The organism is Streptomyces sp. SUK 48 (assembly GCF_009650765.1).
GTDB lineage: Bacteria > Actinomycetota > Actinomycetes > Streptomycetales > Streptomycetaceae > Streptomyces.
In genome coordinates this window covers 1,261,448-1,274,865 of sequence record NZ_CP045740.1, presented here as the reverse complement: position 1 = coordinate 1,274,865, position 13,418 = coordinate 1,261,448, and the positions used below count along the sequence as shown (strand labels likewise).

The following is a 13,418-nucleotide window of genomic DNA, read 5'->3' as shown; positions in this document are numbered from 1 at the left end:
CGGGGCCACCGGACGAAAGCCTTGCGGCGACCTTGCAGAAACCTGGCAGGAGCGGGGGACCGGACGGAATCCGGTGCCGGGCGCGGTTTGCCCGCCCCGGCACCGGAGGGGGGTCAGAACACTAGGCCCACGTGGGCGAGCGCCTGCCTCAGCAGCGCGCCGTGGCCGCCCGGCATCTCGCTCTGAAGGACGTCCGAGGCCGCCTCCTGGGGGCTGAACCACACCAGGTCCAGGGCGTCCTGGCGGGGCCGGCAGTCGCCGGTGACCGGGACGACGTAGGCGAGGGACACCGCGTGCTGACGCGGGTCGTGGTACGGGGTGATGCCCGCCGTCGGGAAGTACTCGGCCACGGTGAAGGGTTGCAGCGAGGCCGGGATCCGGGGCAGGGCCACCGGACCGAGGTCCTTCTCCAGATGGCGCAGCAGCGCGTCGCGGACCCGCTCGTGGTGCAGCACCCGGCCGGAGACCAGGGTCCGGCTGACCGTACCGTCCGGGCCGATGCGCAGCAGCAGTCCGATGCTGGTGACTTCGCCGCTGTCGTCGACCCGTACGGGCACGGCCTCGACGTACAGGATCGGCATCCGGGCCCTGGCCATCTCCAGCTCGTCCGAGGTCAGCCAGCCGGGCGTGGTATCGGTCATGTCAGACATTGCTTGATCATACTTTCCGGGTGGGGTGGCCGCGTGGGTCGCGGACCGGTTCGGATACGGGCGGCCCATAGAGCCGGCGGGCGTTGTCGCGGCCCGTCCAGGACGCGATCCGCAGGGCGTCGGACAGGGACAGCTCATCGGCCTCCACGCGATGTCGCAGCAGCTCGGCGAGGCCCTGACGGAAGCACAGGGCACCCAGGTGGTGGAACTCCGCCACACCGTAGGCGTCGGAGCTGTACAGCAGTTTGCGGAACGGGGTGATCTCCAGGGCCTCCGCCAGCACCACTCCTGCCCGCGCGGGGCCGGTGTGATGCAGGGCGAGCCCCACGTCCAGGTACACCCGCTCGAACACCGCGGCCAGGAAAGCGGCCTGGCGGTGGTAGGGCCAGCAGTGCAGCAGCAGCACGGGGATGGTGCCGGCGATCCGGTGCAGCCAGTCGGTGAGCAGCGCGGGATCGGCCCGGTGCAGCCGTACGTCCGCGTCCCCGAAACCGGTGTGCAGCTGGAGGGGCAGCCCCAGGTCGACCGCAGTCCACAGCAGGTGCCGTACCAGGACCGGGTCCGCGAGGCGGCCCCCGGCCGTGAGCCAGCGCCCCGCCGCCACGGCCACCTCGGCCTGCGAGGGCCGCTCCGGATCGAGGCCGAAGCCGGTGCGGTAGGCGGCCACCGACTTCACCGCCACCACACCCGGCCGCCGCACCGCCTCCTCGGCCGCCGCGCGGAACACGGCCGCGTACTCGCCCGCCTCCACCCCCCGCCCGGCCACCTCCTCGGCGATCCGCTCCAGCCGGACGACCTCGTAGGCGGCGGCACCGGACGCCGCGGCCAACTCGGCGGGGGAGGTGAGCGGTTGCGGGGCGTAGCCGGTGTCCACGCAGTACGTCCCGACCCCGGCCGCCGTCAGGAACCGCCGGTTCACCTCCCGCCACCCCAGCTCCGCCCGCCGGGCCACGTACGCGTCCGGCGGGGCGTGCCGGGGCAGATCCAGCAGGGGCGCGCAGTGCCGTCGTACGGCGAGGCCCGCCGGGGTGTCGAAGGGCGAGACGCCGGGCCAGGCGCCGCCCTCGGTGAGCAGCGACGCGAACCCCTCGAAGGACAGGTCGGCCACCGTCGCGCCATGGCAGTGGTGGTCCACCAACTCCAGTGCGGCCAGCGCCTCGTGGACCGGCCCGGCGGGCGCCACGGTCAGTACGCCCAGCGGTAGGCCGCCGCCACCCGCTCGTCGTCCAGTCCCTCGACGGCGGCCGCCTCACCGAGCCGTACGGCGCTCACCGCGTCCGCGAGGACGGGCCCGAGCGCGGCCCGCAGCACCTCGTCGGCGCGGAACTCCGCCTCCGCCTCGGGCAGGGTGGCCGGCAGGCGCCGTACGCCGAGCTTCGCCGCCTCGTCCGCGTCGTAGCGGGCCGGGTCGCCGGTGATCTCCTCGGGCAGCGGATGCTTCGCCGTGAGCCCGTCGAGTCCCGCGGCGATCAGGCAGCCGAGGGTCAGATAGGGGTTGGCGGCCAGGTCGACGGGCTTCACCTCCAGGTTGGCCTCCTGCCGTTGCCGGCCCGCGCTGCCGGTGACCAGCCGCAGCGCCGCCTCCCGGGTCTCCCGGCCCCACGCGGTGAAGACGCCCGCCCACTGGGAGGGCCGCAGCCGCAGATAGCTGGCCGGGCTGGGCGCGCTGATCGCGGTCAGCGCGGGCAGCCGGGCGAGAATCCCGGCCGCGAAGGACTCCGCGTCCGGCGTCAGACCGTACCGGCGCGCGCCGCCCGCGTGCAGATTGACGCCGTCGCGCCAGCAGGACAGATGCACATGGCCGCCGTTGCCGACGCTCCCGGCGAGGACGGCGGGGGAGAAGGACACCCGCAGCCCGTGCCGCTGGGCGACGGCCCGGATCGTCTGGCGCACCAGCACGCTGCGATCGGCCGCCGCCACCGGGTCCAGGGCGCCTACCGACAGCTCGAACTGCCCGGCCGCGTACTCGGGATGGACCTGGTCGACGTCCACGCCCTGGGCGTCGAGCGCGCCCAGCAGGTCGGCGAGGCAGTCGCCCAGCTCCACCTGGCGGATCGCGCCGTACGCCGGTCCGGACACCGCCGGCACGAACTCCCCGGGGGGCGCCGAGCCGAGTCCGAGGGCCCACTCGATCTCGAACGCCGCCTTGAGGACGATGCCGTGCCGCTCGGCCGCCTCGGTGACCATGCGGCGCAGGAAGGTACGGGCGCAGCCGGGATGCCGCTCGCCCTCCTGCGTGATCCGGTCCACCGGCGCCCACGCCCAGCCGGGCTGCCCGGCCAGCGCCACCAGCTGGTCCAGATCGGGGTAGAGCCTCAGGTCGCCGTCGGGGGAGCCGAGCACCTCGGTGCTGACGATCGAGTCGTCGGCGAGGAAGGTGTCGAACACCGGGGACATCCCGACGCCCCAGGAGACGGCGGCCTCCAGCCGGGCCGTCGGGACGGTCTTCACCCGGGTGACGCCCGCCGTGTCCACATAGGCCAGGACGATGCCGCGCACGTCCTGCGCGGCCAACGTGGCGGTGAGGGCGGCGACCCGACGCAGATCGGCGGGACGGCCGCCGGGCACGGGGTCGGCAAGAGTGGTCATACGTGTCCTTTGGTCAGCGCTTGACGGCGACCGCGCCGAACTGCGGCACCGGCGCGGCGCCCGGCTCGGCGCGCCACTGGGAGCAGGGCACCAGCCCCGGCTCCACCACGTCGAGACCCTCGACGTCGTACAGGAAGGAGGCGATCTCGGCGCGGCTGCGGGCGGTGATCGGCGGGGTGGCATGGGCGTTCCAGAACTCCATCGCGGCGACATTGCCCGCCCCGCCCACCTCGGCGTCGGTGGTGGGATGGGTGAGCACCAGATGGCTGCCGGAGGGCAGCGCCGCCATCAGCCGCCGCACGATGTCGAGCGCCTCGCCGGTGTCCAGGACGAAGTTGAGGATGCCCAGCATCATCAGCGCGACGGGCCGCTCCAGGTCGAGCGTGTCGGCGGCGCGTCGCAGGATGGCGTCGGGGTCGTGCACATCGGCGTCCACGTAGTCCGTGACGCCCTCGGGGAACTGGTGAGCAGCGAGCGGGCGTGCACCAGCACGATCGGGTCGTTGTCGACGTACACGACCCGTGACTCGGGGGCGAGGCGCTGCGCGATCTCGTGGGTGTTCTCCACGGTCGGCAGCCCGGTGCCCACGTCCAGGAACTGCCGTACGCCCTGCCCGGCGGCGAGGAAGCGCACGGCGCGGGCGAGGAACTCCCGGTCCGCGCGGGCCACCTCCCGGATCACCGGGAACATCCCGGCGACATGCTCGCCGACCCGCTGGTCGACCTCGTAGTTGTCGCGGCCGCCGATCCAGTAGTTCCACACCCGGGCGTTGTGCGCCACGGACGTGTCCAGCCGCGCTCCAGCGGCCACAGCGTCACCGTCGGTCACGTCTTTCGCCCCTTTTCCGTGCGGGTGCCCGCCGTCATTGTGCCGCCGGGTGATCGCGCTGTCCCGGGAACCCCGCACGGTCGGCGGTTCGGGGTGGCTCGGGGACGTTCTCCCCCATGAGGGACACTGGACGCGTACCCTGACCCCGGCCGGAAGCAGGACATGCCCGCCATACCGACGCCCCTCCTCGACGTGCCCGGCCCGGGCGCGGGCCCCGCGGACATCCGGCTGATCGTCACCGACATGGACGGCACCCTGCTGGACGGCGACCAGCGGATGCCGGCCGGCCTCGGGCCGATGCTCGCCGAACTGCGCGGGCGGGGAGTGCTGTTCAGCCCCGCGAGCGGCCGCCAGTACGCCACGCTGGCCCGGCAGTTCGCGGACGTCGCCGAGGGCATGGTCTTCATCGCCGAGAACGGCACCTACGTGGTCCGCGACGGCGTCGAACTCAGCTCCGACCCGCTGGCGCGCACGGCCGCGACCGGGGTCGCCGAGGCGGTACGGCGGCTGAACGCGGCCGGCGGCGACGCGGGCGCCGTGGTCTGCGGCAAGCGCGCGGCCTATGTGGAGCGGACCGACGAGGCGTTCCTCGCCGAGGTGCGCCGCTACTACGTCGAGCACCGTGTCGTCGACGACGTCACCGCGGTGGACGACGAGTTCATCAAGGTCGCGGTCTTCGACTTCCACTCCGCCGAACGCTCCGCCGCCCCCGCGCTCGCCCCCTTCGCCGGCACCCACCAGGTCGTGGTCTCCGGCGCGCACTGGGTCGACGTCATGAACCGCACCGCGAACAAGGGCACCGCGCTGCGCGCCCTCCAGCGGACCCTCGGCATCACCCCGGCCCAGACCATGGTCTTCGGCGACTACCTCAACGACCTGGAGATGATGGACGCGGCCCAGTGGTCCTTCGCCATGGCCAACGCCCACCCGGACGTGGCGGCGCGCGCCCGCCATCTGGCCCCGTCCAACGACGAGAACGGCGTCCTGCGGACGATCTCCCGGGTGCTCGGGCTGTAGCGCCGGGACTCCGGGACGCGGGCCGGGGTCCCGGGGACGCGGGCCGGGGCGTCGGGACGTGGGCCGGGGTGTGCGCGGCCCGGCGGCTCAGCTCGCCGGCTTGCGGGCCACCGCGCCGTACAGCGAGACGGGCCGGCCGCCGTCCGGGGCCTGGTCGGGACGCCACTCGGCGACCGGTACGACACCCGGCTCCAGCAGCTGAAGTCCCCTGAAGAAGGCGCCCACTTCGTCCCGGGAGCGGGCGACCAGGGTCACCCCGCCCGCCGCGTAGGCGGCGATGCCCTCCGCCACGTTCTCCGGTTCGAAGTCGCCCGTCATCATCGACAGCACCAGGCAACTGCCGGGCGCCAGCGCCGCCATGAGCGTGGCCACCATCTCCCGGGGGCCGTCCTCGTCGGCGACGAAGTGCAGCAGGGCGATGAGCGAGAGGGCGACCGGGCGGCCGAGGTCCAGTACGGCGGCGGCCCGTTCGAGGATGGTCCCGGGCTCACGGGCGTCGGCCTGGATGTACTCCGTCACGCCCTCGGGGGTACCGCGCAGCAGCGCGCCCGCGTGAGCCAGCACGATCGGGTCGTTGTCGGCGTAGACCACCCGCGCGTCCGGCGTCACCGACTGGGCGATCTGGTGCAGATTGGGCTCGGTGGGGATGCCGGTGCCGATGTCCAGGAACTGGGTGATGCCGTCCTCGGCCAGCGCCCGGGTGGCCCGGCGCATGAACGCCCGGTTGGCGCGCGCCCCGCGCAGGGCACCGTCGTCGATCGCCGCGATCCGGCGGCCCAGCTCCTCGTCGACGGGATAGTTGTCCTTGCCGCCGAGGAACCAGTCGTACACCCGCGCCGGATGCGGCCGCGTGGTGTCGATGTACGGCGTGATCGGCTCGGTCCCCGTCATGTGCTGCCCTCCGCTCAAAACGAACGCAGAGCAGTCTGGCATGATCACGCGGCGCGCTGGAGGCAGTCCTCGGCCACGTCCTTGTCGAGCGCCGCCCGCACCAACGCGGCGGCCAGCACGGCCGGTTCGGTGTCCCCGGCCAGCTCCGTCAGCCGGTCCGGGTCCTTCGGCAGGCCGAGCCGGTCCGCGCCGTCCAGGGCCTTGCCGTCCAGATAGGGGCCCACTTCCGGCCAGACCCGCTGCGCCTCGCGCAGAAAGATGTCGGCGCCCGCCGGGCCGACCCCCGGCTCCTCCTGGAGCAGCCGCTTCAGCGCCCCGGTGTCGCCGTGCGCCTCCTCGTGCAGCCGGCGCAGATCCCCGCCCCAGCGCTCGCTCAACAGTTCCGCGCCGTCACCGAGTTGGGTGGCGGTCCGCTCGTCGTAGCGCCGGTAGCCGCCCCGGCCCAGCGCGTCGACCCGCTGCTGCCAGTCCGCGTCGGCCATCCGGCGCGGACTGTCCAGCCGGTCCTCGTGCAGGGCGCGGGCGGCGGCCACCGCCACCGAGGCCCGAATGCGGGCGCTCAGCAGCAGTGACAGCACCAGCAGCCGGTACAGCGGCTGCGGGGTGTCCGCCAGCCGGATCCCCGCCTCCTCGGCGTAGGTCCGCCCGTACCCGGACACCAGCTCCCGTACGACGCGTTCGTCCCGGTTCATCGCGTCACTCCCTCACCGCCGGACCGCGGCTGCCGCTACGGCTTGAGCGGGTCGTGGCCCAGCGTCATCAGCCGGTGCCGCCGCCGGGTGGCCTGCGGCGACCGCTCCGGTTCCGGCCCGTCCGCCCCGTCCACCAGATCACCGACGGTGTCCACGACCTCGAACATCACGCGGACGTCGTCGTCGGTGAGATCGGTGCGGCGCTTCTGGAGGATCGCGAGGACGTGCCGGCCGGTCGCGCTGCCCGTCTCGTCGGGCAGCGGCTCCGTGTGCTCCTCGGCGTCGCGGACGCTGAGCCAGGCCGCGAGCTCTGTCGAGGTCATGTTCACCACGTGGTGGAACTCCGCCCACAACGCCTCGGTCTCCAGGGCATCGGCCACGGGGCTCCCCTTTCGCTCTGGTTTCGCTCTGGGGCGGGTGCCGGATCCGCCGGTGCGGGAAGTGTCAGTTCGCCTGGCTCTCCGCCGCGAACATCCACCGCTCCTTCTCCAGGTCGGCGGTGATGGAGATGAGCAGGTCCTGCGTCACCGGATCGGCCTTCTCGGTGGCCGTGATCCGCTCGCGCAGCCGCCCGATGGCCGCCTCCAGGGTCGAGACCATCAGATCGACCACCTCGGTGTCCCGCAGCCAGCCGTCCTTGGTCCCGGGCAGCGCGAAGGTCGCCGCGATCGTCTCGGGCCGGCCGTCCGGCGACACGCCCAGCGCGGCGGCACGCTCGGCGACCGTGTCGGAGTGCGCGCGGGCCGTCGCCACCACCTCGTCCAGCTGGAGGTGGATCGAGCGGAACCGGGGACCGACGATGTTCCAGTGCGCCTGCTTCCCGATCAACGACAGGCCCAGCAGATCCACCAGGGTGTCCTGGAGCGCGGGCGCGGTGACGCCGAGGTCCTTCTCGGTCAGCGTGCTCTTCACCACGGTCATGGTTCCTACGTCCCCTTTCATCAGGGTTCATCGTGTTCTCGTCCGCGTCGTACGCCTTGCACAAGCGACGTACGATCTCGTCCGAAAAGGCGGGTGCCCCGCGTTCGGGGGACGCAAACAGCCCTGCTCAGCGGGCCGGCGCCCGGTTCCGGTGAGCGTCTGGCCTCAACGGGTGAGCACCCGGTCCAGGAACCGCGTCACCTCCGCGAACGCCTCCTTACGCACCGTCTCGTGGAACACCTCGTGCCGCGCCCCGGGGAAGATCCGCTCGGTGAGATCGCCGCCGGCGAGCCGTTCGACGCCGGGCCGGCTCCCGGGCAGCGGCACCAGCCGGTCGTCGTCCCCGTGCAGCCACAGCACCGGCAGCCCGGCCACGGCGCCGCCCCCGGCCACGGCGTCCAGGGTCCGCGTGAACGCCTGGAGGGTGGGCCGCTTCATCGGCCCGTGCCAGACCAGCGGATCGGCGGCGTACGCGGCGCCCACCGCCGGATCGCGGGAGAGCGCGCCCGGGCTGATCGGGGTGTCCGGGATCTTTGGCAGCGCCAGCAGCCGCCCCGGCAGCTCCCAGGCGCCGATCACCGGCCCGGACAGGATCAGCGCGGCCAACTCCTCGCGGTGCAGCTGCGCGTAGCGGGCCGCGATCAGGCCGCCCATCGAGTGGCCCACCAGGACCAGCGGCAGCCCCGGGTGCGCGGCGCGGGCGAGATGGGCCGCGCGGCGCACATCGGCGACCACGTCCTCGAAGTCCTCGATCAGCACCCGCTCACCGGCCGAGCGGCCGTGCCCCAGGTGGTCGGGCGCGTACACGGCGGCGCCGTGCCCGGTGAGGACGGCGGCGAGCCCGTCGTAGCGGCCCGCGTGTTCGCCGTACCCGTGCGCCAGCAGGGCGAGGAAGCGGGGCGCGGGGTGCTCCCACTCGCGGACGGCGAGTTCGCCGCGGCTGCCGTCGACGACGTGGGCGCGAACGTGGGGCATCTCTCCTCCAACGGCCTCGGTACGGTTCGGGAGGATCTTCCCAGGGGGCCGTCGCTGGGTCTATAGTCCAAAACTAGCAGTGCTAATTAAGAGCTGTTCCGGTCCGCTGATCCACACCGTCTGATCCACACCGTCGTAGGTCAGGAGTCGAAGCCGTGCGTCCCGTCCACTTCGCGGCAGCCCGCCGTACCCCCATCGGCAAGCTGCGTGGCGCCCTCTCGTCCGTCCGGCCCGACGACCTCGCGGCGGCCGTGATCCGCCAACTGGTCGCCGAGGTGCCCACGCTCGACCCCGCCCGGATCGACGACGTCTACTGGGGCGCCGCCAACCAGGCCGGTGAGGACAACCGCAACGTCGCCCGGATGGCCGCCCTGCTCGCGGGCCTGCCCGAGTCCGTGCCCGGCGCCACCGTCAACCGGCTGTGCGCCTCCGGCCTCGAAGCCGTCACCACGGCCGCCCGCACCATCGCCGCGGGCGAGGCCGACATCGTGATCGCCGGCGGCTCCGAGTCCATGAGCCGCGCCCCGTTCGTGCTGCCCCGCCCCGACGAGGCCCTGCCGCACCGGATGGAGACCTTCGACACCCGGCTCGGCTGGCGCCTGACCAACCCCGCCATGAAGGACCTGCACGGCGTGCTCGCCATGGGCGAGACCGCCGAGGAGGTCGCCACCCGGCACGGCATCTCCCGGGAGCGGCAGGACGAGTTCGCGCTGCGCAGCCACCAACTCGCCGCGGCGGCGCGCAAGAACGGCCTGTTCGCGGACGAGATCCTGCCCGTCGAACGCCCCGACGGCATCGTGGTCGAGCAGGACGAGTGCATCCGCGAGGACACCTCGCTGGAGAAGCTGGCCCGCCTCAAGCCGGTCTACCGCGCGGGCGGCACGGTCACCGCGGGCAACACCTCGCCGATGAACGACGGCGCGGCGGGTCTGCTCCTGGTCAGCGAGGAGGCCCTCGGCGAACTGGGCCTCGAATCCCTCGGCCGGTATGTCGCCGGCGCCTCCGCGGGCGTCCACCCCGACGTCATGGGCATCGGACCGGTGCCCGCCACCCGCAAGGTGCTCGCACGGGCCGGCTGGCAGGTCGGCGACCTCCAGGAGGCCGAGTTCAACGAGGCGTTCGCCGCCCAGGTCCTCGCCTGCGTCGACCAGCTCGGCATCGACCCCGGCCTGATCAACCCCACCGGCGGCGCCCTCGCCCTCGGCCACCCCCTCGGCTCCTCCGGCGCCCGTATCCTGACCACCCTGCTCCACCGCATGCGCCGCACCGGCGCCGAACGCGGCCTGGCCACCATGTGCGTGGGCGTGGGCCAGGGCAGCGCGGTGCTGGTCGAGAGGCACTAGCAACCACCCGGTGCGGGAATCCCTCCGGGCACAGGGGGATTCCCGCCGCGGGAACGACCGTACGACCGGTTCGGCGCGCCGAGCCGCAGCAAGGAAACGGAGCCGCACTCCATGGCAACCCTGTCCGTCGCCGCCATCCTGGCCGAGAACGCCAGGCGCCGCCCGGCCAACATCGCACTCGTGGAAGGGGAGCGGCGGCTGACCTTCGGCGATGCGTGGCAGGCGGCGCTGGCCCAGGCGGGCGCGCTCACCGCCCTCGGCATACGGCCGGGCGACCGGGTCGCCCTCATGGCCCCGAACACCACGAAGTTCCCGCTCGCCTACTACGCCGTCGCCGCGGCGGGCGGTGTCGTCGTCCCCGTCCATCTGCTGCTGTCCCCGGGCGAGATCGAGCACGTCCTCAAGGACAGCGGCGCCACGCTGCTCCTCGTCCACCCGGCGCAGGCCGCCACGGGCCGGGCCGCGGCCGACGCCCTCGGCGTCCGCGTGATCACCCTGGGCGCGGAGTTCGACGCCCTCGCCGCCGAGGCCGAGCCGCCGGCCACGTACGCCACCCGGGCCGCCGACGACCCGGCCGTGATCCTCTACACCAGCGGCACCACCGGCGTCCCCAAGGGCGCCGTGCTCAGCCACTTCAACCTGGTGATGAACGCGACCGTCTGCGCCTTCGACGCCAACGACGTCCGCCCCGACGACATCGCCCTCGGCGCGCTGCCCCTCTTCCACGCGTTCGGGCAGACCGTCTCGCTCAACTCCACCTGGCGGGCGGGCGCCACGCTGGTGCTGCTGCCCCGGTTCGACGCGGCCCGCGCGATCGAGCTGATGGTGAAGGAGAACATCAACACCTTCCACGGCGTGCCCACCATGTTCGTCGCGCTCGCCGCGGCCGCCGCGGACGCCGACGTCCTGCCCACGCTGCGGGTCTGCATCTCCGGCGGCGCCTCGCTGCCCGTCGCCGTGCTGGAACGCTTCGAGGCCGCGTTCGGCGCGCGGATCTACGAGGGGTACGGGCTGTCGGAGACCTCGCCGACGGCCACCGTCAACCAGCCGGACTTCGGCACCAGGGCCGGCACCATCGGGCACCCGCTGTGGGGCGTCGACGCGGAGATCGCGCGCGCCGAGGTGGAGGGCCGGATCGAACTGCTGCCGCCCGGCGAGCTGGGCGAGGTCGTCATCCGCGGCCACAACGTCTTCTCCGGCTACCTCGGCCGCCCGGAGGCCACCGCCGAGGCCCTGGTCGACGGCTGGTTCCGCACCGGCGACCTCGGCACCAAGGACGAGCAGGGCTTCCTCACGATCGTCGACCGCAAGAAGGACGTCATCATCCGCGGCGGCTACAACGTCTACCCGCGCGAGGTCGAGGAGGTCCTGGTACGGCACCCCGGCATCGCCCAGGTCGCCGTCATCGGCCTGCCCGACGAACTGCACGGCGAGGAGGTCTGCGCGATCGTCGTCCCGGCACCGGACGGCGACCTCGACGCCGGCGCCGTCATCGAGTGGTCCAAGGAGCACCTGGGCCGCCACAAGTACCCGCGGCGCGTGGAGTTCGCCGGAGAACTGCCGCTCGGGCCGAGCATGAAGGTGCTCAAGCGGGAACTGCGGACGCGGTACGCGGGCTGACGCACACCGCCCGTGTACGGGACCGGTGCCCGCGCAGGGCATGGGTCCCCGCGCACGGCATGGGTCCCCGCGCATAGCATCGGTCCCCGCATGAACATGATGACGCTCTGGCACCTGTCCGGCTGGGAGTTCGCCGCCCTCGCCCTCGCGGCCCTTCTCGTGGGCTTCTCCAAGACCGCGGTGAGCGGCGCCAACACGATCAGCCTCGCCGTCTTCGCGGCGATCCTGCCCGCCCGCGCCTCCACCGGAATCCTGCTGCCCCTCCTGATCGCCGGGGACGTGCTGGCCGTCCTCACCTACCGGCGGCACGCCCACTGGCCCACCCTGTGGCGGCTGTTCCCGGCCGTCGCGGCGGGCGTGGTGATCGGCACGCTGTTCCTGATGTGGGCCGACGACGGGATCGTACGGACCTCGATCGGCGCGATCCTGCTGCTGATGACCGGCGTCACCCTGTGGCGCCGGCGCCGGGAGAACGCGGACGAGGACGACGCCCCGGACGCGGTGACGACCCCCACCGGCCGGCTGAGGGCCCGCTCCTACGGCGTGCTCGGCGGATTCACCACGATGGTCGCCAACGCGGGCGGCCCCGTGATGTCCATGTACCTGCTCTCCGCCGGCTTCCGGAAACTGGGCTTCCTCGGCACCTCGGCCTTCTTCTTTCTCATCGTCAACGTCTCCAAGGTGCCCTTCAGCGCCGCCCTCGGCCTGATCGACACCCGCTCCCTGCTCCTCGACGCCGCGCTCGTGCTGTTCGTCCTCCCCGGCGCCCTCCTCGGCCGCTGGGCCGTGCCCCGGATCGACCAACGGCTCTTCGACCGGCTGGTGATCGCGGCGACGGTGGTGGGCGGCCTCCAACTGCTGCTGGGCTAGGACGCGTCGTCACCCCCGGCCGGCGGGCTCCCGAGCAGGGCCAGGTCCTCCCCGGACAGCCGCAGGGCTCCGGCCCCGACGTTCTCCGCGAGATGGGCCGGGTCGGTGGTGCCGGGGATGGCCAGCACATGCGGCCCGCGATGCAGGGTCCAGGCGAGCCGCACCTGGGCCGGTGTGGCGCCGTGGGCGCGGGCGACGGAACGGACCCGCGCGTCGCTCTCCCGGCCCGCGGACGCCTCGCGCCGCAGACCGGAGACGGCGAAGAACGGCACGAAGGCGATGCCCCGCTCCCCGCACAGGTCCACCAGCCCGCTCTCGTCGGCGCGGCGCCAGTCCAGGCCGTAGGAGTTCTGCACGGCGACCACGGGCGCGATCGCCAGGGCCTCGGTCACGTGCTCCGGGCGGACGTTCGAGAGCCCGAGGTGCCGGATCAGGCCCGCCCGGCGCAACTCGGCCAGGGCGCCGAAGTGTTCGGCGACCGACTCCATGCCGGGGCCGTTACGGCGCAGATACACCACGTCCAGCCGGTCCCGGCCGAGCTGGCGCAGATTCTCCTCGACCTGCCCGCGCAGCTGGTCGGGGCGCGCCATGGGCAGCCACTCACCGCCGGCGTCCCGGCCCGGCCCGACCTTGGTCGCCACGGTCACCTCGCCGTCCCAGCCCGCGAGGGCGCGGCTGACCAGCTCGTTCGCGGACCGCAGCGGGGAGAAGTAGAAGGCGGCCGTGTCGAGGTGGTCGACCCCCAGCGCGAACGCGCGGTGCAGCAGGGCGACGGCGGCGGCGCGGTCGATCGGCGGGCCGTCGGAGTTCCCCATCATTCCGTTGCCCGTCAGCCGCATCGCGCCGTAGCCGACGCGGTTCACCTCCAGGTCCCCGAGCTTCCACGTCCCCGCCGTCGCCGCTGTGTTCATCCTGCTCCTCGGACCGTGTGCTGATCAGGTCCTGGAGTATGAGGTGTCCCCGGCATGCCGCGACAGGGTGATGGGCCGGGCGAAATATCACCACCGCCGCGGGAACCAACC

Annotated in this window: 13 protein-coding genes and 1 pseudogene; 4 read left to right on the top strand and 10 right to left on the bottom strand. The window is 73.3% G+C overall.

Annotation, left to right across the window (positions count from 1 at the left end):
- Positions 1 to 113: 113 nt before the first annotated feature.
- The 4 genes and pseudogenes from GHR20_RS05405 to GHR20_RS05390 form a co-directional block, all read right to left on the bottom strand.
- Positions 114 to 641 carry an NUDIX hydrolase family protein gene (locus tag GHR20_RS05405; RefSeq protein ID WP_161215293.1) on the bottom strand — a complete coding sequence of 176 codons (528 nt, stop codon included), beginning with the start codon at positions 639 to 641 and terminating at the stop codon, positions 114 to 116.
- 16 nt (positions 642 to 657) lie between these two features.
- Entirely contained in the window at positions 658 to 1,833 is a 1,176-nt protein-coding gene (locus GHR20_RS05400) for an amidohydrolase family protein (RefSeq protein WP_153812433.1), read from the bottom strand.
- A gap of 2 nt (positions 1,834 to 1,835) precedes the next feature.
- On the bottom strand, positions 1,836 to 3,239 hold the full coding sequence (locus GHR20_RS05395; protein WP_153812432.1) for a glutamine synthetase family protein: 1,404 nt from the start codon (positions 3,237 to 3,239) through the stop codon (positions 1,836 to 1,838).
- A 13-nt stretch (positions 3,240 to 3,252) separates the two neighbouring features.
- Positions 3,253 to 4,067, bottom strand: a pseudogene (locus GHR20_RS05390) (SAM-dependent methyltransferase).
- Between the two features lie 162 nt (positions 4,068 to 4,229).
- On the opposite strand from GHR20_RS05390, the gene GHR20_RS05385 reads away from it, so the two are divergent.
- On the top strand, positions 4,230 to 5,084 hold the full coding sequence (locus GHR20_RS05385) for a Cof-type HAD-IIB family hydrolase (protein ID WP_153812431.1): 855 nt from the start codon (positions 4,230 to 4,232) through the stop codon (positions 5,082 to 5,084).
- 87 nt (positions 5,085 to 5,171) lie between these two features.
- On the opposite strand, the gene GHR20_RS05380 is transcribed toward GHR20_RS05385, so the two are convergent.
- The 5 genes from GHR20_RS05380 to GHR20_RS05360 form a co-directional block, all read right to left on the bottom strand.
- Positions 5,172 to 5,975, bottom strand: a complete 804-nt coding sequence (locus tag GHR20_RS05380) for an SAM-dependent methyltransferase (protein WP_153812430.1) — start codon at positions 5,973 to 5,975, stop codon at positions 5,172 to 5,174.
- A gap of 44 nt (positions 5,976 to 6,019) precedes the next feature.
- Positions 6,020 to 6,667 carry an endonuclease gene (locus GHR20_RS05375; protein WP_148025404.1) on the bottom strand — a complete coding sequence of 216 codons (648 nt, stop codon included), beginning with the start codon at positions 6,665 to 6,667 and terminating at the stop codon, positions 6,020 to 6,022.
- Between the two features lie 35 nt (positions 6,668 to 6,702).
- Positions 6,703 to 7,047, bottom strand: coding sequence for a DUF3140 domain-containing protein (locus tag GHR20_RS05370; protein WP_153812429.1), 345 nt, complete (start codon positions 7,045 to 7,047; stop codon positions 6,703 to 6,705).
- Positions 7,048 to 7,111: 64 nt separating this feature from the next.
- Complete coding sequence (locus tag GHR20_RS05365; protein ID WP_111584171.1) at positions 7,112 to 7,588, bottom strand: DNA starvation/stationary phase protection protein; 477 nt, start codon at positions 7,586 to 7,588, stop codon at positions 7,112 to 7,114.
- 165 nt (positions 7,589 to 7,753) lie between these two features.
- Entirely contained in the window at positions 7,754 to 8,563 is an 810-nt protein-coding gene (locus tag GHR20_RS05360) for an alpha/beta hydrolase (RefSeq protein ID WP_148025406.1), read from the bottom strand.
- Between the two features lie 155 nt (positions 8,564 to 8,718).
- Between GHR20_RS05360 and GHR20_RS05355 the strand changes: the two genes are divergently transcribed.
- From GHR20_RS05355 to GHR20_RS05345, 3 genes are all read left to right on the top strand, one after another.
- Entirely contained in the window at positions 8,719 to 9,906 is a 1,188-nt protein-coding gene (locus tag GHR20_RS05355) for a thiolase family protein (RefSeq protein WP_111584173.1), read from the top strand.
- 111 nt (positions 9,907 to 10,017) lie between these two features.
- Positions 10,018 to 11,526 carry a long-chain fatty acid--CoA ligase gene (locus GHR20_RS05350; RefSeq protein ID WP_153812428.1) on the top strand — a complete coding sequence of 503 codons (1,509 nt, stop codon included), beginning with the start codon at positions 10,018 to 10,020 and terminating at the stop codon, positions 11,524 to 11,526.
- A gap of 90 nt (positions 11,527 to 11,616) precedes the next feature.
- Positions 11,617 to 12,396, top strand: a complete 780-nt coding sequence (locus GHR20_RS05345; RefSeq protein ID WP_153812427.1) for a sulfite exporter TauE/SafE family protein — start codon at positions 11,617 to 11,619, stop codon at positions 12,394 to 12,396.
- Here GHR20_RS05345 and GHR20_RS05340 read toward each other — a convergent pair.
- The gene (locus tag GHR20_RS05340; protein ID WP_153812426.1) at positions 12,393 to 13,307 is read right to left on the bottom strand and encodes an aldo/keto reductase; all 915 of its coding nucleotides are present in this window, start codon (positions 13,305 to 13,307) and stop codon (positions 12,393 to 12,395) included. The two genes, GHR20_RS05345 and GHR20_RS05340, sit on opposite strands and share 4 nt — an antisense overlap.
- Positions 13,308 to 13,418: the final 111 nt, after the last annotated feature.